General features: G+C 43.8%; 20 protein-coding genes and 1 riboswitch. Of the genes, 5 read left to right on the forward strand and 15 right to left on the reverse strand.

Annotation, left to right across the window (positions count from 1 at the left end):
* Positions 1-50 precede the first annotated feature (50 nt).
* The 4 genes from ACTSEZ_RS06330 to ACTSEZ_RS06345 all read right to left on the reverse strand — a co-directional run bounded on the left by ACTSEZ_RS06330 (position 51) and on the right by ACTSEZ_RS06345 (position 3,610).
* Complete coding sequence (locus ACTSEZ_RS06330; protein WP_369733333.1) at positions 51-1,871, reverse strand: polysaccharide biosynthesis protein; 1,821 nt, start codon at positions 1,869-1,871, stop codon at positions 51-53.
* Positions 1,858-2,010 carry a hypothetical protein gene (locus ACTSEZ_RS06335; RefSeq protein WP_369733334.1) on the reverse strand — a complete coding sequence of 51 codons (153 nt, stop codon included), beginning with the start codon at positions 2,008-2,010 and terminating at the stop codon, positions 1,858-1,860. The genes ACTSEZ_RS06330 and ACTSEZ_RS06335 overlap by 14 nt, the downstream gene beginning before the upstream one ends.
* A gap of 222 nt (positions 2,011-2,232) precedes the next feature.
* Positions 2,233-2,889, reverse strand: a complete 657-nt coding sequence (locus ACTSEZ_RS06340) for a CpsD/CapB family tyrosine-protein kinase (RefSeq protein WP_369734064.1) — start codon at positions 2,887-2,889, stop codon at positions 2,233-2,235.
* Entirely contained in the window at positions 2,882-3,610 is a 729-nt protein-coding gene (locus tag ACTSEZ_RS06345) for a YveK family protein (RefSeq protein WP_369733335.1), read from the reverse strand. Before ACTSEZ_RS06345 ends, ACTSEZ_RS06340 begins: the two co-directional genes overlap by 8 nt.
* A 346-nt stretch (positions 3,611-3,956) precedes the next feature.
* Here ACTSEZ_RS06345 and ACTSEZ_RS06350 point away from each other — a divergent pair, with 346 nt between their 5' ends.
* Positions 3,957-4,328 carry a helix-turn-helix domain-containing protein gene (locus ACTSEZ_RS06350; RefSeq protein WP_369733336.1) on the forward strand — a complete coding sequence of 124 codons (372 nt, stop codon included), beginning with the start codon at positions 3,957-3,959 and terminating at the stop codon, positions 4,326-4,328.
* A 39-nt stretch (positions 4,329-4,367) separates the two neighbouring features.
* On the opposite strand, the gene ACTSEZ_RS06355 is transcribed toward ACTSEZ_RS06350, so the two are convergent.
* The 8 genes from ACTSEZ_RS06355 to ACTSEZ_RS06390 form a co-directional block, all read right to left on the reverse strand.
* A complete protein-coding gene (locus ACTSEZ_RS06355) occupies positions 4,368-4,766 on the reverse strand; it encodes a MaoC/PaaZ C-terminal domain-containing protein (RefSeq protein ID WP_369733337.1) in 399 nt (132 codons plus the stop codon).
* On the reverse strand, positions 4,763-5,212 hold the full coding sequence (locus tag ACTSEZ_RS06360) for a MaoC family dehydratase N-terminal domain-containing protein (RefSeq protein ID WP_369733338.1): 450 nt from the start codon (positions 5,210-5,212) through the stop codon (positions 4,763-4,765). The genes ACTSEZ_RS06355 and ACTSEZ_RS06360 overlap by 4 nt, the downstream gene beginning before the upstream one ends.
* A 14-nt stretch (positions 5,213-5,226) precedes the next feature.
* The gene (locus ACTSEZ_RS06365; RefSeq protein ID WP_029565766.1) at positions 5,227-6,402 is read right to left on the reverse strand and encodes an acyl-CoA dehydrogenase family protein; all 1,176 of its coding nucleotides are present in this window, start codon (positions 6,400-6,402) and stop codon (positions 5,227-5,229) included.
* 98 nt (positions 6,403-6,500) lie between these two features.
* Complete coding sequence (locus tag ACTSEZ_RS06370) at positions 6,501-6,896, reverse strand: acyl-CoA thioesterase (protein WP_369733339.1); 396 nt, start codon at positions 6,894-6,896, stop codon at positions 6,501-6,503.
* Entirely contained in the window at positions 6,877-8,079 is a 1,203-nt protein-coding gene (locus ACTSEZ_RS06375; protein ID WP_369733340.1) for an iron-containing alcohol dehydrogenase, read from the reverse strand. The genes ACTSEZ_RS06370 and ACTSEZ_RS06375 overlap by 20 nt, the downstream gene beginning before the upstream one ends.
* Complete coding sequence (locus ACTSEZ_RS06380) at positions 8,076-8,567, reverse strand: GNAT family N-acetyltransferase (RefSeq protein WP_369733341.1); 492 nt, start codon at positions 8,565-8,567, stop codon at positions 8,076-8,078. The genes ACTSEZ_RS06375 and ACTSEZ_RS06380 overlap by 4 nt, the downstream gene beginning before the upstream one ends.
* A gap of 51 nt (positions 8,568-8,618) precedes the next feature.
* Entirely contained in the window at positions 8,619-10,832 is a 2,214-nt protein-coding gene (locus ACTSEZ_RS06385; protein ID WP_369733342.1) for a DEAD/DEAH box helicase, read from the reverse strand.
* A gap of 200 nt (positions 10,833-11,032) precedes the next feature.
* Positions 11,033-12,394: an aspartate kinase gene (locus ACTSEZ_RS06390; RefSeq protein WP_369733343.1), complete on the reverse strand. Its 1,362-nt coding sequence runs from the start codon at positions 12,392-12,394 to the stop codon at positions 11,033-11,035.
* A 212-nt stretch (positions 12,395-12,606) separates the two neighbouring features.
* Here ACTSEZ_RS06390 and ACTSEZ_RS06395 point away from each other — a divergent pair, with 212 nt between their 5' ends.
* Both ACTSEZ_RS06395 and ACTSEZ_RS06400 read left to right on the forward strand, forming a co-directional pair.
* Entirely contained in the window at positions 12,607-13,833 is a 1,227-nt protein-coding gene (locus ACTSEZ_RS06395) for an MFS transporter (RefSeq protein WP_369733344.1), read from the forward strand.
* A 129-nt stretch (positions 13,834-13,962) separates the two neighbouring features.
* Positions 13,963-15,219 carry a 3D domain-containing protein gene (locus tag ACTSEZ_RS06400; protein ID WP_369733345.1) on the forward strand — a complete coding sequence of 419 codons (1,257 nt, stop codon included), beginning with the start codon at positions 13,963-13,965 and terminating at the stop codon, positions 15,217-15,219.
* Positions 15,220-15,291: 72 nt separating this feature from the next.
* Here ACTSEZ_RS06400 and ACTSEZ_RS06405 read toward each other — a convergent pair whose 3' ends face one another.
* Positions 15,292-15,903, reverse strand: a complete 612-nt coding sequence (locus ACTSEZ_RS06405) for a TetR/AcrR family transcriptional regulator (protein WP_369733346.1) — start codon at positions 15,901-15,903, stop codon at positions 15,292-15,294.
* 575 nt (positions 15,904-16,478) lie between these two features.
* Between ACTSEZ_RS06405 and ACTSEZ_RS06410 the strand changes: the two genes are divergently transcribed.
* Positions 16,479-17,972, forward strand: coding sequence for a peptide MFS transporter (locus tag ACTSEZ_RS06410; RefSeq protein ID WP_369733347.1), 1,494 nt, complete (start codon positions 16,479-16,481; stop codon positions 17,970-17,972).
* Between the two features lie 43 nt (positions 17,973-18,015).
* On the opposite strand, the gene metE is transcribed toward ACTSEZ_RS06410, so the two are convergent.
* On the reverse strand, positions 18,016-20,280 hold the full coding sequence (gene metE, locus ACTSEZ_RS06415) for a 5-methyltetrahydropteroyltriglutamate--homocysteine S-methyltransferase (RefSeq protein WP_369733348.1): 2,265 nt from the start codon (positions 20,278-20,280) through the stop codon (positions 18,016-18,018).
* Between the two features lie 147 nt (positions 20,281-20,427).
* Positions 20,428-20,618: riboswitch (cobalamin riboswitch) on the reverse strand.
* 70 nt (positions 20,619-20,688) lie between these two features.
* Positions 20,689-21,468, reverse strand: coding sequence for a GNAT family N-acetyltransferase (locus ACTSEZ_RS06420; protein WP_369733349.1), 780 nt, complete (start codon positions 21,466-21,468; stop codon positions 20,689-20,691).
* A gap of 120 nt (positions 21,469-21,588) precedes the next feature.
* On the opposite strand from ACTSEZ_RS06420, the gene ACTSEZ_RS06425 reads away from it, so the two are divergent.
* Positions 21,589-22,836 (forward strand): ATP-binding protein, encoded by a 1,248-nt coding sequence (locus tag ACTSEZ_RS06425; protein WP_369733350.1) that lies wholly within the window; start codon positions 21,589-21,591, stop codon positions 22,834-22,836.
* The last annotated feature ends 340 nt before the right edge of the window (positions 22,837-23,176 follow it).

Here is a 23,176-nt window from a genome sequence, read left to right on the forward strand (position 1 = left end):
CCACCTGTTTAGACATTAAAACCAAAATACAGGTCTTTCTATAAGCTGATTCAGCTGGATATTGGCAGCAGTTTTTCTGGTTTCAAAGAGCAGTTTGCAAGTTCCAGCAGTTTCACCCGAAGATCTTCTTTTGTCATTTCTGAATATGAGCCGATGATTTCATTGATCTCATCGATATACAGGGCTGCTGTTTTTCCGATGTAGATTTTAGGATAGACCTGCTGTTCGTGAACTTCCTCTTCTTTCAAAAGCTCTTCAAAAAGTTTTTCTCCCGGTCTCATTCCCGTTATTTCAATTTCAATATCATCTAAAGAGTGTCCGGACATTTTTATGAGATTCTTTGCCAGGTCAATAATTTTTACTGGTTCCCCCATATCAAGGACAAAGATTTCTCCTCCCTTAGCAAGAGCTCCGGCCTGAAGCACAAGTCTCGAGGCTTCAGGGATGGTCATGAAATATCTGACCATTTCGGGGTGAGTGATGGTGACTGGTCCCCCTCTTTCAATTTGCTTTTTAAATAGGGGAATAACACTCCCTCTGCTTCCAAGAACATTGCCAAACCTGACAGCTACAAACTTTGTGCTGCTGATGCGGTCGAAATGCTGTACAAGCATTTCTGCCAGCTTTTTTGTAGCTCCCATTACACTGGTAGGATTGACTGCTTTATCGGTTGAAACCATTACAAAGGTGTCTACGTTAGCCCAGCTTGCAGCAGCCGCAGCGTTTCTGGTTCCGATTATGTTATTTTTAACTGCTTCGTCAGGGTTGCGTTCCATAAGGGGCACGTGTTTATGAGCGGCAGCATGGTAAACGATATTCGGTTTATGAGCCATCATGATGTCGTGCATTTTCTTTTCATCCTGAAGGTCTGCAATTTCAGTGGCGATTATCGTCCCATTTGCCTCGGCTTCAATAAGCAATTCCATTTCAATTGTATAGATGCTGTTTTCTCCGTGTCCTAAAAGCACCAGTTTTTCCGGCTTAAAAGGAAGAATCTGTCTGCAGATCTCGGACCCAATCGACCCCCCTGCTCCTGTAACCAGTACTGTTTTTCCTGATACCTTCTCTGAAATGCTTTCAATATTCAGCTCAACCGGCTTTCTTCCAAGTAAGTCTTCCACTCTCACTTCCCTGATTTGATTCACAGAAACCTTCCCGGAAATCAAATCCTCAAGCATTGGGATGATTTGTGTTTCTGCCTTTGTTTTAAGGCATTCATTAAAAATGTTTCTCAGTTCTTTTTTCTTTAGTGACGGAATCGCTATTATAATGGTATCAATTTGAAGTTCCGTTACGTTCTTTTCAATGGATGCTACATTCCCTACTACCGGAATCCCCATTATATCGAGCTTATGTTTTACAGCATTATCGTCAATAAATGCGGCGGGATACAGGTCAGATTCCGGATTTTTCAACAATTGCCTTGCTACCATAGTACCGGCTGATCCGGCACCAATGATCATCGTTCTTTTTTTAGAACTAGTTTTTAATATGTATGTATCTCTGAGCATTCTCCACAAGAACCTTGATCCTCCAATAAGAAGCAAATGGATCATCCATGTTGCTGCCAGGAGTCTGAAATCAATACCAGCTTCAGCAGTCACCTGCACCATTCCCGCTGCAGCAACCGATAGTGTAACTGTCTTGAAGATAATGTTCAGTTCCCCTACACTTGCATACTCCCATGCTTTGTTGTAAAGCTTGAAACGGAATGAAAAGAGGTGATGGCAAATAAACAGGGTCAGTGAACTTAAAACCAGCGGAATCGTCCACTCAAACATGTCAAGGAGGAATCTGCTGAAGAAAACGGCAGAAAGGACGATCAATGAGTCAATTAACACTATGAGAGATAATCTTCTATGATAGGTCATCCAGAATTCCTCCCTTTTCTTTTTTTGTGAGAATGAGATGAGTGCTGTTCACTTTTTCCAAAACCGGAGCATTGTATGGTCCATTTCCATTCAGCATTGACACAATGGCAAATTCAGGCTGGAGTTCAACTGATTCCATTTGAAACTCTCCTTTTCGGTCATATAGATTTAAGCGGAGCGTTCCCTAGGGTAACACTCCGGTTAAAACTACATAATTGGGGCATTAAACCCCTCCTCACATCACGCCAGCGACGACCTGCGTCTAAGGCTAATAAGCCCACAGCGTGACCGAGTGCCACCATTGATAACGGATAGGAGACATCACCGAATTCTTTATAAAGAACATATAAGTTAAAAAAATTTACTTGCATTCATTTAAAACGATGCCCAGCAAAGTCGCTCTTGCTGAAGTAAGTATTTTATTTGCTTCTGCTGCTTTTTCTTTATGAGTCTTCCCGTTGTGCACAATCAGCACGACGCCGTCGCATTCATTAGCCAGTATTTTCCCATCAACTGCATCCAGCAGCGGCGGGCAGTCTACTAAAAGATAATCGTACTGTTTCAGCAAAGCTGTCATCAGATCCCTCATGGCCTGAGAAGCGATCAATTCCGACGGATTATGGGGAACTGTGCCGCTTGTCAAAACATCGAGACGGCCAATTTCTGTATGGTGGATTGTTTCTTTTAAGACGGCATTTCCAATGAGCACGTTTGTCAGCCCTTTATCATTGTCTAATTTAAATAATTCGTGCATGGAAGGTTTCCTTAGATCCCCGTCTACAAGAACCACCTTCTCGCCTTGAAGGGCAAGTGAAACCGCCACGTTGGCGACGGTCGTTGTTTTTCCCTCACCATAGCCCGGAGATGTAAACAGCAAAGACCGGAATGACTCGTCAATGGATGAAAACTGCAGGTTTGTGATAATTGTTCTGTACTGGTCAGCAATCACGCTGTTTGGATTCATGTATGCAATCAAGCTTTTTTTTTGTTTGGATACCCTGTTAAATAGACTATGCACCAAAGCCTTCACTCCTTGCCTGCTTCTTCTTTACATTGCTTTTTGCTGTATTGCGCTTAGAGATTTTCGAAACTGCGCCAAGAACCGGCGCATCAAATATTTCCTCCGCATCCTTTTTGCTTCGTATGCTGTCATCAAGTGAATCGAGCAGAAAAACAAGTCCGATCGAAAGGATTAAACCAGCAGCTGCACCGAGCAGGATGTATCGGGAGTGATCTTCATTAATCGGATAATAGTTTGGCTTAGCTTCAGCCAGGACTTTCATTCCGTCAATAACAAGGAAATCAGGAATTTCATCCTTGAAAGTGACAGCTGTTGTATTTGCGATTTGTGCGGCGGTATCCGGATCAGGATCCACAACTGAAAGATTAATAACCTGTGAGGCGCCGATTGTCTCCACATTGATTTGTCCGCTGAGAGCTTCCCCTGAACGGTTCAGTCCTAGTTTCGCAGAAACCTTTTCCAGAACGGCAGGGTCCCTGATAATAACATTCAGAGTGTTAAGTGTATCAGGAGTCGTATTAACAGCTATACGGGTTGACGTTGCGTAAAGCGGATTTGTATAAAAAAGACTGTAAAATGCTCCTAAAAAAGTTGTCAGAGCAGTTACTACAGCAATCATCCAAATCCTTTTTTTCAACACATTGAAAATTTCCTTTAAATCAATTTCTTTCTCCTTTCCTGTTTTTAGAGGTTCATCATGGAAAGTGTGATTTTTCATGGTTTCCACCTTTCAGCCTTATGAGTTCTAAATAATGAACAAATAATATAAATTATGTACGTTTACTTGTTTTATGCTCTCATTGTAGTTCTTTATAAAGAACATGTCAAGCATATAACCTGTATTTTTATCAGCTCTGCATGAGTCTCTTTCTTTTCTCCTGCATTCAGTGAAAGAGAGGAGCAAATATGCTTATTTTCGTTAAAAAGAACAAAAATCACTTGCTTTCTTTATAAAACTCATTCTATCATAGAACTATAATATTTTATATAGAACGAATTTGTTTTCTATAAAGAAAAAGTCGGATTGTGAATCTATCAGCCGAGACTGATTAAGGAGATATGAAATGCTTGGTGATCAAATAAGAGAACTCAGACTTCAAAAAGGGTATTCAATAAGTGAATTAGCAGATCTCGCAGGTGTATCCAAGTCCTACCTGAGCTATATTGAAAGAAATATTCAAAAAAACCCCTCTCTGCAGTTTCTGCAAAAAATTGCTGCAACACTCGAGGTTGAAGCGGAATATTTCCTTGGTCAGGATAAAGAAAATGATGAAAATGATATTGACGATGAATGGAAGGAACTGCTCAATAAAGCCATTGCGGAAGGCTTAAGCAAGCAACAGTTTAAGGATTTTCAGGAGTATATTAAATTTCAAAAGTGGAAAAATGGGAAAAAGCAGATTCTTGATTTTATGGACGAAGAGAAATCTGAATAAATAAGGCCTCTTATCAATTTTAGATAAGAGGCCTTTTATTTACATTCGTTTCATCCTCACCTTCCCGCTCACAACCTCCTCCCCGTTCTGATTAAGCGCTCTAACAAAAAATAATGCAGTATCTCCATTCATTTCTTCTGCAGCTGCTTCCAAAGTAAGCACATCCCCCAAAAACACCATCCCTTTAAAGCGGACCGAATAATCTTCTATAAACCATTCTCCAAGGTATGGCGAGAACAGCTTCCCGAGGCTGCCCATGGTCCACATTCCGTGAGCGATAATCCCCGGCAGTCCCGCTTTTTCTGCTTCTTCGTCAATGGTGTGGATGGGATTGTAGTCGCCGGATGCGCCGGCATATTTTATGAGAGTGAGTCTGTCGACGGGAGGAAGTGTGATGCTTCCTAGTTTTGCGCCCGGCCGGAGTTCACCTATTGTCATACGGTCATCCCCTTTCTGGCGGCTTGCGTCATAATGACTGACTGCGTCATTGTGAAGATGACTTCTCCTTTTTCCGTTTCTCCCGTTCTTTCAATTGTAAGGATGACCATGTTTCCTCCACTTCCAGACCGTTCTTTGCAGTTTGATAGTTTGGAAGAGCACCAGATTTTTTCGCCGGCGTAAAGAGGGTGCTCATAGTGAAAGGTCTGTTCACCGTGGATCAAACCTTTTGAAGGCAAATTCAGGCCTTCGATTGTGCCGTAGTTCAGGGTGACGGGAAAGGTTACCGGTGCGATATTCCTTTTGAAAGCTGACTTTTCACCTGCATCAGTGTCAGTATAAAGCGGATTGTCATCGCCGATTGCCAGGGCAAATCTGCGTATGGCTCCAGGTTCGACCGTGTTTTTCACTTTATCGGAAGCGCTTCCAATTAAGTGTTTATACATTTGACCCTCTCCTTTTAAATGAATTGGCCGATCTTTACGTTTCCTTTGATCAGGTTCCTTGAGAGGATCAGGCGCTGGATTTCATCTGTTCCGTCATAGATTCTCCAAAGTCGGGCTTCGCGGTACCAGCGTTCGATCGGCAGCTCTCGTGTGTAGCCCATTCCGCCGTGGATTTGAAGGACGCGGTCGACAACTCTGTTGCCCATGTTGGAGCCGTAGAGTTTAGCCATGGATGCCAGGTGCCTGTTGTCTTCGCCCTGATCCAGTGTGAACGCAGCATTGAGCACGAGCCATTTCGCAGCTTCGATTTCAGTTGCTGAGTCTGCGATTTGCCACTGGATTGCCTGGCGGTCTGCGATCGGGCGTCCGAAGGTTTCGCGCTCTTTTGAATAATCGATGGCCATTTGCAGAAGCCGTTCTGCTGCGCCTACTGCCGTCGCGCCTACAATCCATCTTGCAAATCCTATCCATTCAAGGCCGAGCTTATAACCCCCATGAAGCTCTCCCAGAATGTTTTCTTCCGGAACGCGCACGTTGTCAAAGATCAGGGCTGCAGGTCCCCACTCACCCATTGTGTGAATGTATTCAGACTTCCATCCCATATCTCTGTCAACTATAAAGCAAGTCACCCCATCACGGCCTGTTGCACGGTGTTTTTCTTTGTCGGTAATCGCAATAACCATGACAAAGTCGGCTTCATTTCCGCCTGTGATGAACGTTTTTTCTCCGTTCAGCACCCATTCGTTTCCGTCTTTGACGGCCGTCATGCGGATATTGCGGGTGTCAGAGCCTGCTGCAGGCTCGGTCATTGCAAAACATGATTTTTTATCGCCATTAATCGTGGGAAGCAAGTATTTTTCTTTTTGTTCTTCGTTTGCGTAGTAAAGAATATTATCGGCCGATCCTCCAAACCTGAAAGGTACGAACGTTTTTGAAACTTCCATCTGTACGATGGCAAGCATCATTTGGCCTAGGTTGACGCCGCCGTACTCTTCCGGTGTGTTGATCCCCCAGAACCCTGCCTTTTTGGCTTTTTGCTGAAGCTCTTCCAATTGTTCTCTCGATAAGCTCGGGCGTCCTTCCAGTTCATTCCTCAGAACCGTATTCTCAAGAGGCATTAATTCATTTTCCACAAATTTTCTGATTGTTTTCTGAACCATTCGCTGCTCTTCTGTTAAACGCAAATGCATTCCATTCACTCCGTTTCTTAGAAATACTAACCAGTTGGTATGTTACTAGTTTATTTTGAAATTTCAGAAAAAACAAGTCTGAATTCAAAAAAAGCCCTCTAATTTTCATAGAGGTGCTTCTCAAGAGCATATCTGATGTCACTTGGAATGGATTCGGACTGTTTTTCATGCACATTGTAGTGGACATAAACAGCGGTCCCTTTTGCGCAAAGTGTACCATCCTGGTGAATCTCTTCATACAATTCAAGGCTTGAGTTTCCGATCCGTTTGATCCAGCAATATACCTCTGCCTTTTTTCCAAAATAAAGCTGGTTTTTAAATTCAACATTCATGCTGATTATAATCATTTTCCAGTCGCTGAAAGAATGACCAGGATTGAATAACTGGAAAAGGCCGTTTCTCCCCGCTTCAAACCAAACAGGTATGACGGTATTGTTTATATGCCCTACACCGTCGGTTTCCGATACTCTCGGTTCAATCACTGTATGAAACACGCCCTGACACCCCTTCTGCTTTCAGATGACCATGAAAGGCAGCAGTATAAATCCGCTTTATGTCATCTCGTAATAATGGCTTGGGACTTCTGGCAAGCAGCCTTGTCTGTTTGGCTCCATTGTCTGCAAGTCTGTCAAGATCTTCTTCTTTTATTCCATACTCTCTTAAACTCAGTGGAAGTCCTGTATCCTTAATCAGGTGCTTCATTTCAATAACAGCCAGGCGGGCAAGTTCTGCATCTGTCCGGCCGTTTTTTTCAATTCCGAGCCGCCCTGATAAAACGGCCATTTTTCCGGTGCAGGTATCCCTGATCTCATCCATTACATATGGAAGGAGGACGGCATTTGATTCGCCGTGAGGCATTTTGAAAAGTCCGCCTAAAGGATAAGCCAGCGCGTGCACTCCTGCTACACCTGCATTAAAAAAGCTTAAACCGGCAAGCATACTTCCCCAGGACATGCTGTTTCTTGCTTCTTGATCAGAACCATTGAGCACTGCTTTTCTTAGACTGGATGCTATTTTACCTGCAGCCTCCAGCGCAAGAGTATCTGTCAGAACATCAGCATGGACGGACAGATACGATTCTATGGCATGTGTAAGGGCATCAATCCCGCTTGAAGCCGTGGCCCTTGGCGGGAGACTGTAGGTGAGCTCAGGATCAATGATGACCGCATCTGCAAGGAGATAAGGATGTGTGATGACATCCTTTGAATCTTCAAGGGAGAAAACGGCAATGTCCGTCATTTCCGCCCCGGTTCCTGAAGTTGTAGGAATTAATAGTTTAGGAAGTCCTTTATTTGACAGTGATTTTGTTCCCGTCAGATTTAAGTAATCCTCGACGGCACCTTCATGGCTTGATAAAACCGCAGCCGCTTTGGCAAGATCAAGACAGCTGCCTCCTCCTATTCCGATAACAAGGTCAGCGCCTGACGCAGCAAGTGCTGCTTTTGCCCGGTTTCCGGCTGCAGCAGTGGGTTCAGGCTGAATGTCAGAAAAAATTTCAAGTTCAATCTTTTTTTCTTCAAATGCCTCAAGGAGCGGTTTCAGCACTTTTAACCTGATCAGCACCGGATCTGCAAAGAGATGCACTTTCTCTGCTTGAAGCTGTTGAACAAGTTCAATGATCTTCTGAAAGGATCCTTCACCTGTAAGGATGATTGACGGGGATCTGAACGTATTCACAGTGCCCCCTCCTTATTGCCGGAGTAAAAGGTTTGGATCTGCAGGCCATCTGAAGAAATGTTTGAATACTCTCCGTCCGCTGACATGGAAATGGTCTTTTCCCAAAATCTCCTGGCCGGCACGTTTCTTTCGATCTGAGTAACTTCCCATTTTCCCTGATGAATCCTGAATAAATCATGTGCAACAGCCGTACCCAGAGAATTTCTTCTGAACTTTTTTAAAATAAAAAATTCCGCTATCGAAAACACGTTATCGGACATATCAAATCTTACGAGGGCAAATCCGGCATACTCGCCGTTTTGCCGGATCAAATACGGAAATCTTCCTTCTTCAACCCAGTACTTCTCCAAATAGGCATACGGATTAAATAATCCGTTATGATTGACTGCCGCATCGTTAAACTCGCTGAAATCATATAAGTAAAACTGCATCAGATTTTCAAATACTGGTTTTTTCGAAACATCTGCCAATGATAGTTGATAAGACATAGCTTCACCCCTTGTTAGGTGAAATTCTAGTTAAACATCATTGTTCCTGCTTCAGAGCGGCAATTGCGCAAGTATTTGCCTGACTGTTTTTTCAGATTGAAGTCTTGCAGCTACATAAGGCGGCTTAATGCGGCCGGCCCCTTCAAAAGGCTGTCCAATCCACATAACCGTGTCATCAATGGCTATGAACGGAAACGGGAGGTCTTCCTGAACCCAGTCCCCTTTTATCGGCTGTTTTACAGAAGAAATGAATGTGACAGCAGCATCGGTCTTGTTCAGCTGTTCTTCCCAGTCTGTGTTTACCCTTACCGATGCAGGAATGCTGAGCACAATTTTTCTGCGGGCTTTCTGAATATCCGTAAAAACAGGTTGGACTTTCAGAGCGTGTATCCACCTGAGCATGGGGTGCTGGTTTTTGATCCAGGTTCCGATTTGCTGATGGGCAACAGTCTGTCCCTCTTTTATTTGATGATCCAAAAGCTGTCTGATGGTCTTTCCTGTATACACTTTTTCTCGAAGAAATTGTGTGTCACTTACATGAATAAACTTTCCTTTTGTCCTTGTAATGGCAACGTTTATCAGTCTCGAACTGTCTTTGCCGGTCAGCAGCATGCCAGCTTTCTTTTCAGGAAAGCTGTCGACACTGTCAAAAACCATCACATCCCGCTCGCTGCCCTGAAATTTATGAACGGTAGCGGCCAAAATATCCGCATGCTGCACTTCAGCCTGATAAAGATCATCAAGAAGCAGCTGCATCAAATGGGTCTGGGCTCTATATGGAGCTGCGTATCCGACTGACTTTGCTCCCGATAGGACGGCTTCATGAATGCTTTGAAAAGAAAGCAGAAGATGCCAGAGGTTAAATTTTGAGTGAGATGTCCGTTCTTTTAGACAATACTGCCCTGTGAAGCTGGCATCAAGGAGGATCGATGCCCTTCCCGGGAACGGAGCAAGTTCTGAAAGACTGCTCCGCCTGTTTAGTACATCGGAATGGTCTCCTACTTTATTCTGATAAATATACCTGTTTGTAAACGATGATATTTCCGGATGCATTCTTCTCTGTTCGTTCAAGAGCAGCATATGGGGATGAAGGCCACCGCTTATGTCTGAAACACCGGATCTTACAAAGATATCTTCTTTTAGCCATTTTTCAGTCAGTTCGTGACGCGATGAAGCGATTGGCGGAAGCTGTTTAAAGTCTCCGCACAGAATTGTCCGTTTTCCAAGGGAAGCAGCAAATGCAGCCTGCGGAACATATGCCATACTCGCTTCATCAACAAACACTGCATCATAGTCGGTTTCATAAATGGCAGGGTCACTTGCAGCTTTGGCAAACGTGGTGCCGATAATTTTGGCTTCTTTTGCAAACTCGGTTTCCTGTCTGCGGATCTTCTCAAGCACCCTGCTGATTTTCGTTTCCAGATCAAGAAGCGCATTTGAATCTCTTTTACTGAAAGAATGGGACAAATCCGATTTTAAAAGCTTCCTTTCGCTGAGAAGGTTCTGCCGTTCTGCCGCAATGGCCGGAGATTGTTCTGCAAGCAGGTCACTTACTGTCAGAGGGACTTTAAATGAATAGCCGCTTCCGGATCCGTAGCGGACAATATCTCCCGCTTTAAACTTTTCCCGCTTCAGGACGAATTGGGCAAGCTCATTCATCAGAACGTCAACAGCATTATTGCTGTGGGACAAAATCAGTATTCGTTTGCCTTTAAAATAGAGATTCGCCGCTGTTCTCGCAAGCGTATAGGTTTTTCCTGTTCCAGGAGGCCCCCAGACAAACGTGATGGGGTTTGAGATCGCTCTTTGCAGCAGCTCATGAACAGCATTTTTAGCTTTTTCAGGATGTTTTGCAGGCATGGAAGAATCCATAAGCTTTTTTATTCTTGCGCGCTTTTGCCTGCTTTTTTTCATCTCTTCAACTCGTGCTGCTAGTTCTTCAAGCAGTTCCCACGGGTCGTGAAAAAGAAAGGCTTCCGGGATCAGGTCTCCAAATGTCCGTTCAAATGAAAGAATGATGCTGTTTCCTTCTGAAGACAGAACACGTCCATTATGTTTCACGCCGTCCCATTCAAGTTTTACCGACGAGCCGACGGGAGCATTGATTTTCCCTGTACCTTCAAAATAATAAGTAAAAGCATCTCCGGAAGAAAGCAGATGCCCGTTTATGACTCTGTATTTTGTACTGCCGTATTTTTTCAAGTAGCCGATTTCAATCCCGATGGCCTGAAGCCATTCTTTTATGTACTGTCTGGTTGTCATCATGTTTGTTTCTCTCCGTTCATGAAAAGAAGCAGGACTCTATGCCTGCCTGTGTGAACTATTAACTATACATGATTTTTCATTCTTCGTCATGGTGAGTGGGTGTATTTCCAGAAATTCATCAGGAAGATGCATCGTGTTTTTTGAAAGGCGCCGGGCGCATAATAAAAAGCACTGCCCGTAACTGTGCAGTGCTTTCTTTGCTAAACTAATACCTTTGCAAAAAATTCTTCATACAGAGCCTGGACAGCCCTTTTTTCCTGCGCTTCTTTTACACCGAACATCATGCTGACCTCAGACGAACCCTGATTGATCATTTCAATATTGACGCCTGCATCAGCAAGAGCCTTTGAAGCTCGTGCCGCAGTGCCGATATTGCGGCGCATGCCTTCCCCTACCATCATGATCAGGGACAGATTGTGTTCAACCTTCACTTCGTCTGGCAGAAGATCTGCCTGGATGCGTTCGAGAATTTGTTTTTCAGTGTCCGGAGTCATCTGCTTTTGTCTCAGGATAATACTTAAATCATCAATGCCCGACGGACTGTGTTCATAAGTAAGGCCAAAGTCTTCCAGGATTGAGAGCAGTTTCCGGCCAAAGCCGATTTCTTTGTTCATTAAATATTTGTTCACATAAATACTGCAAAAATCATCATCGCTTGCTATTCCGATAACAGGCCCGTTCGTATTTTTGCGCTCATTTACGATGCGTGTGCCCGGAGCAGCAGGATTGTTCGTATTCTTGATTTGAACCGGAATGCCGGCTTCAAAGGCAGGAATTAAGGCTTCGTCATGAAATACGGAAAATCCCGCATAGGACAGTTCGCGCATCTCCCTGTATGTCAGCTCGCGGATCTCCTTTGGGTTTGGAACGGTATTCGGGTTAACAGAGTATACTGCATCCACATCTGTGAAATTTTCATACAAGGCTGCTCCGGTTCCGTTTGCAAGGATAGAACCTGTTATATCCGACCCGCTGCGGGAAAAGGTTACAACTTCGCCTGCCTCGTTGTAGCCGAAAAATCCCGGGAAAATAAGAATGCCGGGCCATTCAGAAAGTGACCTGAGATTTGTGTACGCCTCTTTTAAAACAAGAGCTGTTCCTTTAGTTTCTTCGACAAGAAGACCCGCAACTTTTGGATCAACATATGCTGCCTGCACTCCCCTGCTCTGAAAATAAGCAGCAATCAGTCTGGCATTGCAGTCTTCACCGCTAGCTTTAATGGCATCTATGTATCTCGCTTCATTTGTATAGTCATTATGAAGAAGTTCATGCAAATGAGTTTTGATGCTGGAAACGATTTCACCTGAGAGTCCCAGCTCCTCCGCAATTTGAGCATACCTTAGAACAACCGCAGCAAGAATTTCTGCTGTTTCTAGCCCCTTCAGCTGTCTGTCTCCAAGCTCAATCAATAGATCCGTCACTTTGCGGTCATCTGCAAAACGTTTTCCCGGCGCAGATACAACTACAATCTTTCGGTCTGCATCCGACACCACAATGTCAAAAACCTTTTTCACCTGCTTGCCTGATGCAAGCGAGCTGCCTCCAAACTTCACTACTTTCACGCGAACATCCCCTAAAGTTTTATAGTTCAGCTTTGCTGATCATACTTCTATAGAATCCATAACTGCCTGAATTTTAAATCTATTTTACTCCTTTTAAGCGAACAATCAAGGATTTCTTTTGATTCTTTTCAATATTTTGATTTCAAGTGCCGTATGATATGGTAAAATACATTTCGTCTATCGAAATATCATACAAAGAAGGGACTTGTAACATGCAAAGCGCTGCAGCTGTAAATAAACACGCACCTAAACCTTCAACGACTGTTTACAACATTTTGTTCATCATCGGCTTATGTCATTTGCTGAATGACGCCATTCAGTCTGTTATCCCCGCCATGTTTCCGGTGCTTGAAAAATCTATGGGCCTCACCTTTACCCAGCTTGGCCTGATTGCGTTTACCCTGAACATGGTTTCTTCTGTTCTGCAGCCTGTGGTCGGCTGGTACACAGATAAAAAGCCGATGCCTTATGCCCTGCCGGCAGGGTTAACATGCAGTTTACTCGGAATTCTGGGGCTTGCATTTGCTCCTTCTTTTCCGCTTATTCTGCTCAGCGTTTTCTTTATTGGACTCGGTTCTGCTGTCTTCCACCCTGAAGGCTCGAGAGTTGCTTATTTAGCAGCAGGAGAGCGCAGAGGTCTTGCCCAGTCTATTTATCAGGTGGGAGGCAACACAGGCTCTTCTGCAGCACCTCTCATTACCGCTTTGATTCTGGTTCCCTTCGGCCAGTTTGGCGCCATCTGGTTTACCATTGCTGCTGCTCTTGCCGTCCTGTTTCTTCTTTATATTGCACGCTGGTATTCGGCAAAGCTTGCCTTCATTCGAAAAGCTGAGAAGAAAAATGGAACGGCGAAAAACAATGGCCGGCTGTCAAAGGGCGTCCTCTCAGCTTTAGCCGTGATCGTTTTTCTTGTTTTTGCAAGATCCTGGTATGGAAGTGCCATATCAAACTTCTATACGTTCTATGCTATTGAGAAATACCATTTAAGTATTGCGGAATCACAGGTTTATATTTTTGTTTTTCTCGTGATGGGAGCGCTCGGAACATTTGCAGGGGGGCCTCTCGCTGACAGGTTCGGCAAACGAAACATTATCCTTTGCTCACTGATTGCCTCTGCTCCGTTTGCTTTGCTGCTGCCATTTGCAGGTCCAAAAACAGCCTATGTGCTCATTGCACTGATCGGGTTTATACTAAGCTCGAGTTTTTCAGTTACGGTTGTATATGCCCAGGAGCTAGTGCCCGGTAAGATCGGTACGATGTCGGGTCTTACTGTAGGTCTTGCTTTTGGAATGGGTGCCATTGGGTCAGTGGCTTTAGGCTCATTAATCGATGCATTTTCGTTAGCCTCTGTCATGACAGGCACCGCAGCCCTGCCTCTTTTGGGGATTTTCGCTTTCCTTCTTCCAAGGGATCAGACTCTCCTTGAATGGCAGCAATAATCGACAGCCTTTGGCGATTTCGCCGAAGGTTTTTTTCTTGTTTTTGTCGCATTATGAATGATTTAACAGATTTGTAATCTAAAAGACCCCGATTTTGTGATATAACTATAAACAGAAAGGGGTTGTTTTATGAAAGTCTCAATGCGTATGATTGCCGCGCTTTCTGCAGGATTTGTCGCTTTATCATCCTATAGCCCTGCCTTTGCGCAAACAAGCGGGGATTCACTTAAACAGGCTGAAAAGCAGCTGAATGAAAACAGTGAAGCTCTTGACAGGAAAGAGAAACAAAAGCAAGCAGTACATACCGCTGTACAGAAAATGGAACACGAACTTGCAAACACGGAAGCTTTAGTCAAAAAAAATGAGAACGATTACGCTTCCATCCAGAAAAAAATCCAGGAAACAAACGAATTAATTGAGCAAAAGAAAATAGAAATCGTCGCACTTCAGGATAAAGTTATAAACCGCGAAGAAATCATGTACGCCAGGCTTACTGCTCTTCAGGAAAATGATCATGCCGATATCGTAATACATACGCTTGTAAATGCCGAAAGTTTTTCAAACTTTTTTGAGCGCATCGGTGCTGTTGCAACTCTATTGAGTGCAGACAATGATATTCTTGAACAGCAGGAAGCCGACCTGAAGCAAATTGAGGAAGACAAAAAAGAGATCGACAAGCAGGAAGCCCTGCTGAAAGAACAGCAGCTGGCACTTGCAGCAAGCGGCGCCAAGCTTGAGGAGGCTCTCCTTCAAAGGCAGACGCAAATGGCTTCGCTTAAAAGCGAATATGAAAAGATCTCAGCCGAGGTAACCCTTGCAGAGCAGGAAAAAAGCGTCCTGCAGTCACAGGTGAAAGCGATTGAGACAAGCATCAAAAAAGAACAGGATGCAGCAAAAGCACGTGCGGCTAAAGCCCTTGCAGAACGGAAAAAAGAAGAGGCTGCACAGGCAGCTGAAGCAAGTGCACGTGCGGAAGCCGAGAAAGCGCGCAAAGCGAGAGCAGCAAAGGCTGCTCCGGCAAAGAAGCAGACCGCAGCAGTCCCGGCAGTGTCCAAGCCTGCTGAAAAACCTGTGCAGGAAAAGCCTGTTCAGGATGAAAGCAAGGTTTTCTATGTTACAGCTACTGCTTACAGTCATGAAGATACAGCAAGCGACTTCACGGCAATCGGCATCAACATTAAAGAAAATGCCAATATGAAGCTGATTGCAGTTGATCCGAAAATCATTCCGCTTGGCAGCAAAGTCTGGGTGGAAGGTTATGGGGTAGCCATCGCAGGCGATACAGGCGGCGCCATCAAAAATCATAAAATTGATGTACTGATGCCTAACAGTGCTGAAGCACGCAAATGGGGCCGTAAAACGGTAAAAATTGAAATTCTTGATTAAAAAAGAGAACCCGCGGGTTCTCTTTTTTGTGTTATAAATATTCTATTTAAATAGCAAATTATTATACTTATTCTATTTATGGACAAGAACAGGTTCCCCTTTAAACAGCCTTTTCATCATGCCATGAAACTGTTCGAATTCAAATACATAGTCTGATCCGCCGTGTATATTTCTCATTCTCAAACCGGATGCCATGACCACAAGGAACTCCGCTGCCTGACCGGCGGCCACTTCTGAAGAGATAACGCCGTTTTTCTGTCCGGACAGAATCCAGAACCTTGAGAACTCTACCATATAATGATCAAATGCTCTAAGTGCATTCCGTGCTGTCTTAGTGTCGTTCCGTCCAGTAAAGTACAGCAGAATCTGATTGACAATGCCCGAGGAATCGTTCATCGCAGAAAAGCTTTCAGCCAGGACAATCGCCGGATCCATCATATCCTCCCCGCTGCTGCCCATCCTTTTTAAAAAGGTTTCATTTGTTTCTTGTATTTTTTCCTCCAGCACCATCGCCAGAAGATCATCTTTGCTTTTTATGTAATGGTAGATTGCCCCCTTGGACAAGCCTGTCCTGTTCATAATCATGGACAAAGTCGTTTTTGAGCAGCCGACTTCGTCTATCAGCTCTGATGCAGCATGGAGCAGAGCTTTTTCAGAGCGTAATCTTCTTTCAAATTGCTTCATATTCCGACACCCCCTTCACTCATCATAAAAACAGACTGCCGGTTTGTAAAGTAGTTTTCTGTCTTCTTTTGATTGTTTTTGTCATTGCATCTTTTTAACTATTACTCCCGCAAAATTTGTTGTTTTTGCACTTTACCCGTTCCTTTCCGCTCCAGGAACTTGCTTTCCACTGGGAGTGCCTGAAGCTTCCTCGCTGCGCTTGCGGGATCTTCCGTGCCCTCTTCATCCCGTAGAAAAGCGGAAGCGTCCGTTTTGCTCGGGCAGTCAGAACAAAATCCCCCGAAAAGTCCGGGTCCCGCCTTTTTGGGGGATTTTGTTCTGACAGAGGAGCCTGAGCGCTGCAGCTGGACAAGGAGTCAAGTTCCTTACACTTCAGTCCACTAGAGTTTTATGCATGTATTCCAAGATACAAAGAACCTGCAATTATCACAAGAAACCAAAAATTGTCTCATATTGGCATGAATGTTAAGTTATTTCAGAAAAATAGTATAAATAGCAATTTTGGTGATTTTTTTTGACAATTCAATTTTAATAGTAGTATTATTATACATGGTAAAAAGGAGGCTTCTTGTAACATGTCATCACTTGACAAAGACAAAATTGTACAAAGTGTACCGCAAAAAGGTTTTTTCGGTCATCCTAAAGGATTATTCACCCTTTTCTTCACAGAATTCTGGGAGCGTTTTTCCTACTACGGGATGAGAGCAATACTTCTGTATTATATGTACTACTCGATGAAAGACGGCGGCCTTGGTCTTGATCAGCCGACTGCCCTTTCGATCATGTCCATTTATGGATCATTGGTTTATATGTCTGGAATCATCGGAGGATGGATTTCCGACCGATTGCTCGGCAACACGAGAACCGTTTTTTACGGCGGCGTTCTCATTATGCTGGGCCATATTATTCTTGCGCTGCCAGGAAGCATTCCGGCATTTTTTGTTTCCATGTTCTTTATCGTAATCGGAACAGGTTTGCTTAAGCCGAATATTTCGAATATTGTGGGTGATCTCTACAGCAAAGAAGATAACCGACGCGATTCCGGTTTCAGTATTTTCTACATGGGAATCAACCTTGGCGGTCTGCTTGCACCGCTTATCGTTGGTACTCTCGGACAGAAATACAATTTCCACCTTGGATTCGGAGTTGCAGCAGTAGGTATGTTCCTTGGACTTGTTGTGTTCATGCTTACGAAAAAGAAAAACCTTGGACTTGCCGGAACGGGTGTTCCAAATCCGCTTACTCCTGCTGAAAGAAAAAGCGTTTTCGGCAGATTGGCGATTGGACTTGCCGTCATTCTTGTTTTAGGTGCTGTATCCATTTCTACCGGTTACCTGACGATTGACCGCTTTACATTCATGATCAGTATTCTTGGTATTTTGATTCCTGCAGCATACTTTATTGTGATGTACCGCAGCCCGAAATCAACAGATGTTGAGCGATCACGCCTGATCGCATATATTCCTCTGTTTATCGCGGCAATGATGTTCTGGGCAATCCAGGAACAGGGTGCAACCATTCTTGGTGCTTATGCTGATAAACGCACACAGCTGACGTTCGGAAGCTTTGAAATTCAGTCATCCTGGTTCCAGTCGCTGAATCCGCTGTTTGTTGTTCTTTTGGCACCGCTTTTTGCTTGGCTTTGGATTAAGCTTGGAAACCGTCAGCCGTCGACATCCAAAAAGTTTGCTTTTGGACTTTTCTTCGCCGGGTTATCATTCCTGGTCATGATTATTCCAGCTTATACAAACGGCACAGATACACTTGTTCACCCAATGTGGCTTGTGCTCAGCTTCTTCCTTGTTGTTCTTGGAGAGCTTTGCCTGTCCCCAGTCGGATTATCAGCAACAACCAAGCTTGCTCCGGCTGCTTTCTCAGCGCAGACCATGAGTTTATGGTTCCTGACAAATGCATCGGCTCAAGCAATCAACGCACAAATCGTTAAATATTACACACCTGAAACCGAAATTGCCTACTTCGGAATTATCGGCGGACTCGCCATTCTTTTAGGGGCAATCATGCTGATTCTTTCACCAAAGATTCAAGCGTACATGAAAGGTGTAAGATAATACGCAAAAAAAGCCTGTCCTTAAACTGGACAGGCTTTTTGCATTAAACGGTTGTCTCTTGAACGGCTTTCTCTCTGCAGACCTTCGCAGCTCTCACCATAATCTTCAGTGCCTCAACGGCCTCTTTTTCCCCTCTTGTTTTGAGGCCGCAGTCAGGATTCACCCAAAACTGGCCAGAATCGAGCACCTGCAGTGCCCTTTCAATATTTCGGATCATTTCCTTTTCAGAAGGGATGCGCGGACTGTGAATATCATATACGCCAAGGCCAATTCCCTTACTGTAGGAGAATGTTTCAAAAGAACGAATCAGTTCCCCGTGGCTTCTTGAAGTCTCAATGGAGATGACATCTGCATCAAGCGCATCAATTGCTTCGATCATGTCGTCAAAGCTTGAATAACACATATGTGTATGAATTTGCGTCTCAGGTTTCACAGAAGCTATTGATCTTTTAAAAGCAGTGACGGCCTCGTCCAAATACTGTTTCTTCTTTTCCTGTTTAAGCGGAAGACCTTCTCTAAGTGCAGGTTCATCTACCTGAATCATGCCGATTCCTGCTCTCTCTAATGCTTCAACCTCTTCCCTCACGGCGAGAGAGAGCTGATTTAACACTGCTGCTCCAGGTACGTCAGATCTTACAAAAGACCAATTTACTATTGTAACCGGTCCGGTCAGCATTCCTTTTACAGGCTTGTCAGTCAGCTTTTGGGCAAAAAGGGTTTCTTTTAGTGTCATCGGCTCCTTAAAAAACACGTCCCCGTAAATAAGAGGAGGTCTTACGCAGCGTGAACCGTATGACTGCACCCACCCATTTGAGGTGACAGTCATCCCTCCAAGCTTTTCACCGAAATATTCAACCATGTCTGTCCGCTCGAACTCACCGTGAACGAGGACATCAAGCCCCAGGTTTTCCTGGATATCAATCCACTTTTTTATTTCACCTTCAATAAACTGATAATAGTCCGCTTCTGAGAGAGTTCCTTTTTTATACTTCAGCCTAGCAGCACGCACTTCTTTCGTTTGAGGAAAACTTCCGATGGTTGTCGTCGGAAGCAGCGGAAGGCTGAATTTTCTTTGCTGCGCCTCTTTTCTTTGAACTGCTCCAACTCTGACAGTGCTGTACTTATCATATGAAGCATGTACAGAATGCCGGTTTCTCAAGTCTGAAGCCTCAAGATCTGCTATCCCTTGATCATAGGCTGAAAGGGTCTCTTCTTCAAAATTTAAAAATTTTGTCAGCAGGGTGATTTCATGCAGCTTTTCATCTGCAAATGCGAGCGCGTTTTTAACAAGGGGATGCAGAGCCCCTTCGCTCTCTGCTGTTACAGGCACATGAATCAGACTGCATGAAGGCTGAAGAATCAGCCGGTCTCTTCCGACCTCATCCAGAATTCGGTTTACCAGTTTGACTGTTTTCTGAAGCTCTGCCTTCCAGATATTGCGGCCGTCGATGACGCCTGCCGCAAGCACCTTGTCCTTTGGAAAACCGAATGCACTCAAATGCTCCAGCGTTTTGCCGCTGTCATGAACAAAATCCAGGCCTATGCCGTCAACAGGCAGCTGAATGAGCTGTTCATATTGTTCAGGACATTCAAAGTAGGTTTGCAGAAGAAGTTTTGCCCTGCCTAAGCCTTCTTTTATTGTTTCATAGATTTTCTTCGTTTTTTTCATAAAGGCTGCATCTGCTGCAGATGTAACGAATATTGGTTCGTCTATTTGTATCCACTCTGCTCCTTCTTCTTCAAGCTCCTTGAAAACCTGAACATATAAAGGGATGAGTTTTTCAAGAATTTCTTCTTTCTTTTCTCCTTTTGAAAGGGCTGTGAGAGTAAGCGGCCCGATAAGTACCGGTTTCCCCGTAATCCCGGTCTCATTCCTTGCTTCTTTATATAGCTCAAGCAAGCGGTTGTGGATAAGGCGGGGCTCTGTTCCGTCAAGCTCAGGCACGATGTAATGGTAGTTTGTGTTAAACCATTTTGTCATCTCTGATGCGACTTTGTCTTGGCTTCCCCTGGCAATCGCGAAATACGTTTCAAGTGATGATGGGTTCAGATCCCTGAATCTTTCCGGGATCAGGCCGAACATAACAGCCGTATCAAGTACATGATCGTAATAGCTGAAGTCGCCGACCGGCACTAGGTCAATGCCCGACTCGCGCTGTTTCACCAAATGAGAGAGCCTGATTTTCTTCATATCCAAATGAAACTCCTGCTCCGTCAGATCTCCTCTCCAAAACGCCTCAAGAAGCTTTTTCCATTCTCTTTTTTCGCCGATTCTCGGATAGCCAAGGTTTGAATTTCTAATTTTCATTGCGGTTCCCCCGTTTTCATAGTTTCTCAGCTCTAAACGCAAAAAAACTCTCCTTTTTAAAAGAGAGTTTAATGGACACAGCTAACTAGAGTTGAGACACAACAAAGGTTTCAACATACCGCATCACCCTCCCTATTTCGCGTAGGCTTAAAGTGCATACGACAGGCAGGTCTCCTGGCTCTGGTTCACTGCATGCTGCTGCCTTCCCATTCCATTTCAGAACAGTGGCTTTGTGCAGAATGCTCCCCATTACAGTGGCGCGACCGCACCGGATTTTCACCGGCTTCCCTTTTAAGCTTCCGCGTAAACGCGTCAGCACCCATCGCTTGTCAACATATTAAGAATATTTTTGTGATTGTTTTTAACAATAGCTGATGTTTCTCAATCTTGCAAGACATTTCTTATTATTCAGAAAGAAATTCCGATCACTTTCCATTTGGCAGTCTCATAAAATCCAAGCTTTTTATAAAGGTTTTCGGCATCCGGATTATTGTAAAATAAATAGAGCTCTCTTTCAGTTCCGAAATCACGGCAGATTCTCTCGATGACTTTTGAGGCATATCCTTTTCTTCTGTATTTTGTAGGAGTGGCAACGCCGGCAATAACAGCAGTCTTTTCGTGATCTGTAAAAATTCCTGCAGTTGCTGCCATCGTGCCGTTTTCCTCGACGTAATACACACTAAGCTTTCCAGAGAGGATGCTTTCATACTGTTCACCGGCAAAAAAAGCTTCATTTGGACCAGTCATTTTATATTCTTCCACCTGCATAAATAACCGGTAAAGCCTGCGGCATTCATCAAGACTTGTGATTTTGCAGACTTCGCCGGATACGCTGCCGGCTGCTCTATTATCGTATTTCATCATAACAGAGTCACTTTCAATCTCGGTTTTGACAATCTTTTTTAATGCCTCAATAAGTTCCTGTTTCCCAAAAATTCTCCTTATGCCGGTTTTCTGAATGACAGGAATAAAAGCTTCAATATCCGCAGGAATGACGGAACTGCAGAAGTATATTTTTTCAGGATAAACTATAAGCAAAGCCGTTAATTCAGGACCTTGATACTGACCGTAAACCCGGATCTGTTCATCCTTAAGATCTTCTGCTATCAAAGCGTTTACATCATGGTCTTTTTCTAAAAAAGCGGCAGCCTGTGATACCTGTTCTTGCTTCAGCAACTTTATCGCCATTTCTCATCTCCCGGGAAAAATTTTAGCCAGTCTATTAGAATATTCTAACATTTTCTTTCCGTTTGATATATATTTTAATAGAGAGGAAATTTCACTATTTGGAGAATTAGGTGTGTGCCCATGGAAATGAAGGATGTATTGTTAAATCTTTTGCTCGTTTTGTCTCCGCTTCTCATCATTCAATTATTGTATATGAGAAAAGAAACGAACAAGAAAATGAAAAAGTGGCTGTTTGCCCTTCTTCCTGCGCTTGCCATTGTCTTTAGCATGCAGTATCCCTTTATGATTGATGGAGAATTTTTCTTTGATTTCAGGCGAATTCCATATGTTATGGGGCTTTTGTATGGAGGATATCCACTTGGAATCTTTTTATTTATCGTCACAGTCGGAACAAGGGTGATTATTGGCGGCAGCGGCATATATCCGACAATTGTCATGGCAGGAATACTTGTTTTGTTAGTCCCGATGCTGTCTTCATATTATCTGAAAAGCAGGCTTAGAATAAAGCTCTGTCTAGTAGCTGCATTAGTTCTGGGCTCTCTGCTGTTCTCCATTATCCAGATTGAGATGATGTATAAAACGGCTTTTCATCCGTCGCATTATGTGGAACTGATCATCTTTCATATTTTTGCAGCGGTTATTGGAACGATTTTGTTTGAAACGATCATTCAGAATTTTTATCTGCTGAAAAGGGTCATTAAAGCAGAAAAGCTGGAAGTTGTCAGCCATCTTGCAGCAAGCATTTCACATGAAGTGCGCAATCCCCTGACAACAACAAAGGGTTTTCTTCAGCTGCTCAGAGATGATGAAATCAGCAGGGAGAAAAGAGAAGAATACATAAAAATCTCATTAGATGAACTGGACCGTGCTACAAATATCATTAAAGATTATTTAACCTTTGCAAGACCGGAGGCTGAGCACCAGCACCCAATTTCTATTCACAGTGAACTAAAGAACTGCATGAATGTACTGACACCCCTCGCTCAGATGGAAAATGTACAGTTAGAGGAAGATTTCAGCAAAGAAGAGCTGTATGTTCTCGGGGATTCCCTCAAGTTAAAGCAATCCTTTATCAACATGCTGAAAAACAGCATTGAGTCATACAGCAACGGAGGACAGGTTCAAATTTCAACACAAAAAGAAGGTTCATATGTAAAAATCACAATAACAGACCATGGAAAGGGCATGACTGAGGATCAGGTGCTGCGTCTTGGTGAACCTTACTTTTCAACAAAATCAAACGGTACAGGTCTTGGGATGATGGTAACCTACAGCATTGTCCATTCAATGAACGGGTACATCAAAGTGAAAAGCGGTCCTGGTCAAGGGTCTGTTTTTCAAATCTACCTTCCTTCTCTGTCAGCCTGATTTCCTGCCGTCGCAACTGTACAGCAATCTTTTACAGGCTTGAATAAGAGCCGTTGAGACGAACGGAGATCTGGTAAATGTCTGGGGAGACTGCCATATTTCCCTAAAAAGGTCTGTGAGTATTTGTTCAGCTGCATCAGCATTGTCAGTTGCTGAACTAATGATTCTGAGAAGAATTTTTTCATACCTGGCATACAAAACTTCCAAAGCGGCCTGTTCCTTTTGAATAATTAAAGCCAGCAGCTGATGGTCTCTCACCCTACTTTCCTCCCTTGTGAAGAATAGTAATTTATGCCCTTTAATTTAGAAATATAAACCATATTCAGGTGGCTGATGTTCG

Source organism: Metabacillus mesotrionivorans, from assembly GCF_052171315.1.
GTDB lineage: Bacteria > Bacillota > Bacilli > Bacillales > Bacillaceae > Bacillus_P.

Bases quoted from the DNA above. Each gene is read 5' to 3' on its own strand.
- ACTSEZ_RS06410 (WP_369733347.1), top strand. From the start codon at position 16,479: ATGTCATCACTTGACAAAGACAAAATTGTACAAAGTGTACCGCAAAAA.
- ACTSEZ_RS06360 (WP_369733338.1), bottom strand. From the start codon at position 5,212: ATGTATAAACACTTAATTGGAAGCGCTTCCGATAAAGTGAAAAACACG.
- ACTSEZ_RS06355 (WP_369733337.1), bottom strand. From the start codon at position 4,766: ATGACAATAGGTGAACTCCGGCCGGGCGCAAAACTAGGAAGCATCACA.
- ACTSEZ_RS06395 (WP_369733344.1), top strand. From the start codon at position 12,607: ATGCAAAGCGCTGCAGCTGTAAATAAACACGCACCTAAACCTTCAACG.
- ACTSEZ_RS06330 (WP_369733333.1), bottom strand. From the start codon at position 1,871: ATGACCTATCATAGAAGATTATCTCTCATAGTGTTAATTGACTCATTG.
- ACTSEZ_RS06400 (WP_369733345.1), top strand. From the start codon at position 13,963: ATGAAAGTCTCAATGCGTATGATTGCCGCGCTTTCTGCAGGATTTGTC.
- ACTSEZ_RS06425 (WP_369733350.1), top strand. From the start codon at position 21,589: ATGGAAATGAAGGATGTATTGTTAAATCTTTTGCTCGTTTTGTCTCCG.
- ACTSEZ_RS06345 (WP_369733335.1), bottom strand. From the start codon at position 3,610: ATGAAAAATCACACTTTCCATGATGAACCTCTAAAAACAGGAAAGGAG.
- metE (WP_369733348.1), bottom strand. From the start codon at position 20,280: ATGAAAATTAGAAATTCAAACCTTGGCTATCCGAGAATCGGCGAAAAA.
- ACTSEZ_RS06420 (WP_369733349.1), bottom strand. From the start codon at position 21,468: ATGGCGATAAAGTTGCTGAAGCAAGAACAGGTATCACAGGCTGCCGCT.
- ACTSEZ_RS06350 (WP_369733336.1), top strand. From the start codon at position 3,957: ATGCTTGGTGATCAAATAAGAGAACTCAGACTTCAAAAAGGGTATTCA.
- ACTSEZ_RS06335 (WP_369733334.1), bottom strand. From the start codon at position 2,010: ATGGAATCAGTTGAACTCCAGCCTGAATTTGCCATTGTGTCAATGCTG.
- ACTSEZ_RS06385 (WP_369733342.1), bottom strand. From the start codon at position 10,832: ATGATGACAACCAGACAGTACATAAAAGAATGGCTTCAGGCCATCGGG.
- ACTSEZ_RS06405 (WP_369733346.1), bottom strand. From the start codon at position 15,903: ATGAAGCAATTTGAAAGAAGATTACGCTCTGAAAAAGCTCTGCTCCAT.
- ACTSEZ_RS06380 (WP_369733341.1), bottom strand. From the start codon at position 8,567: ATGTCTTATCAACTATCATTGGCAGATGTTTCGAAAAAACCAGTATTT.
- ACTSEZ_RS06365 (WP_029565766.1), bottom strand. From the start codon at position 6,402: ATGCATTTGCGTTTAACAGAAGAGCAGCGAATGGTTCAGAAAACAATC.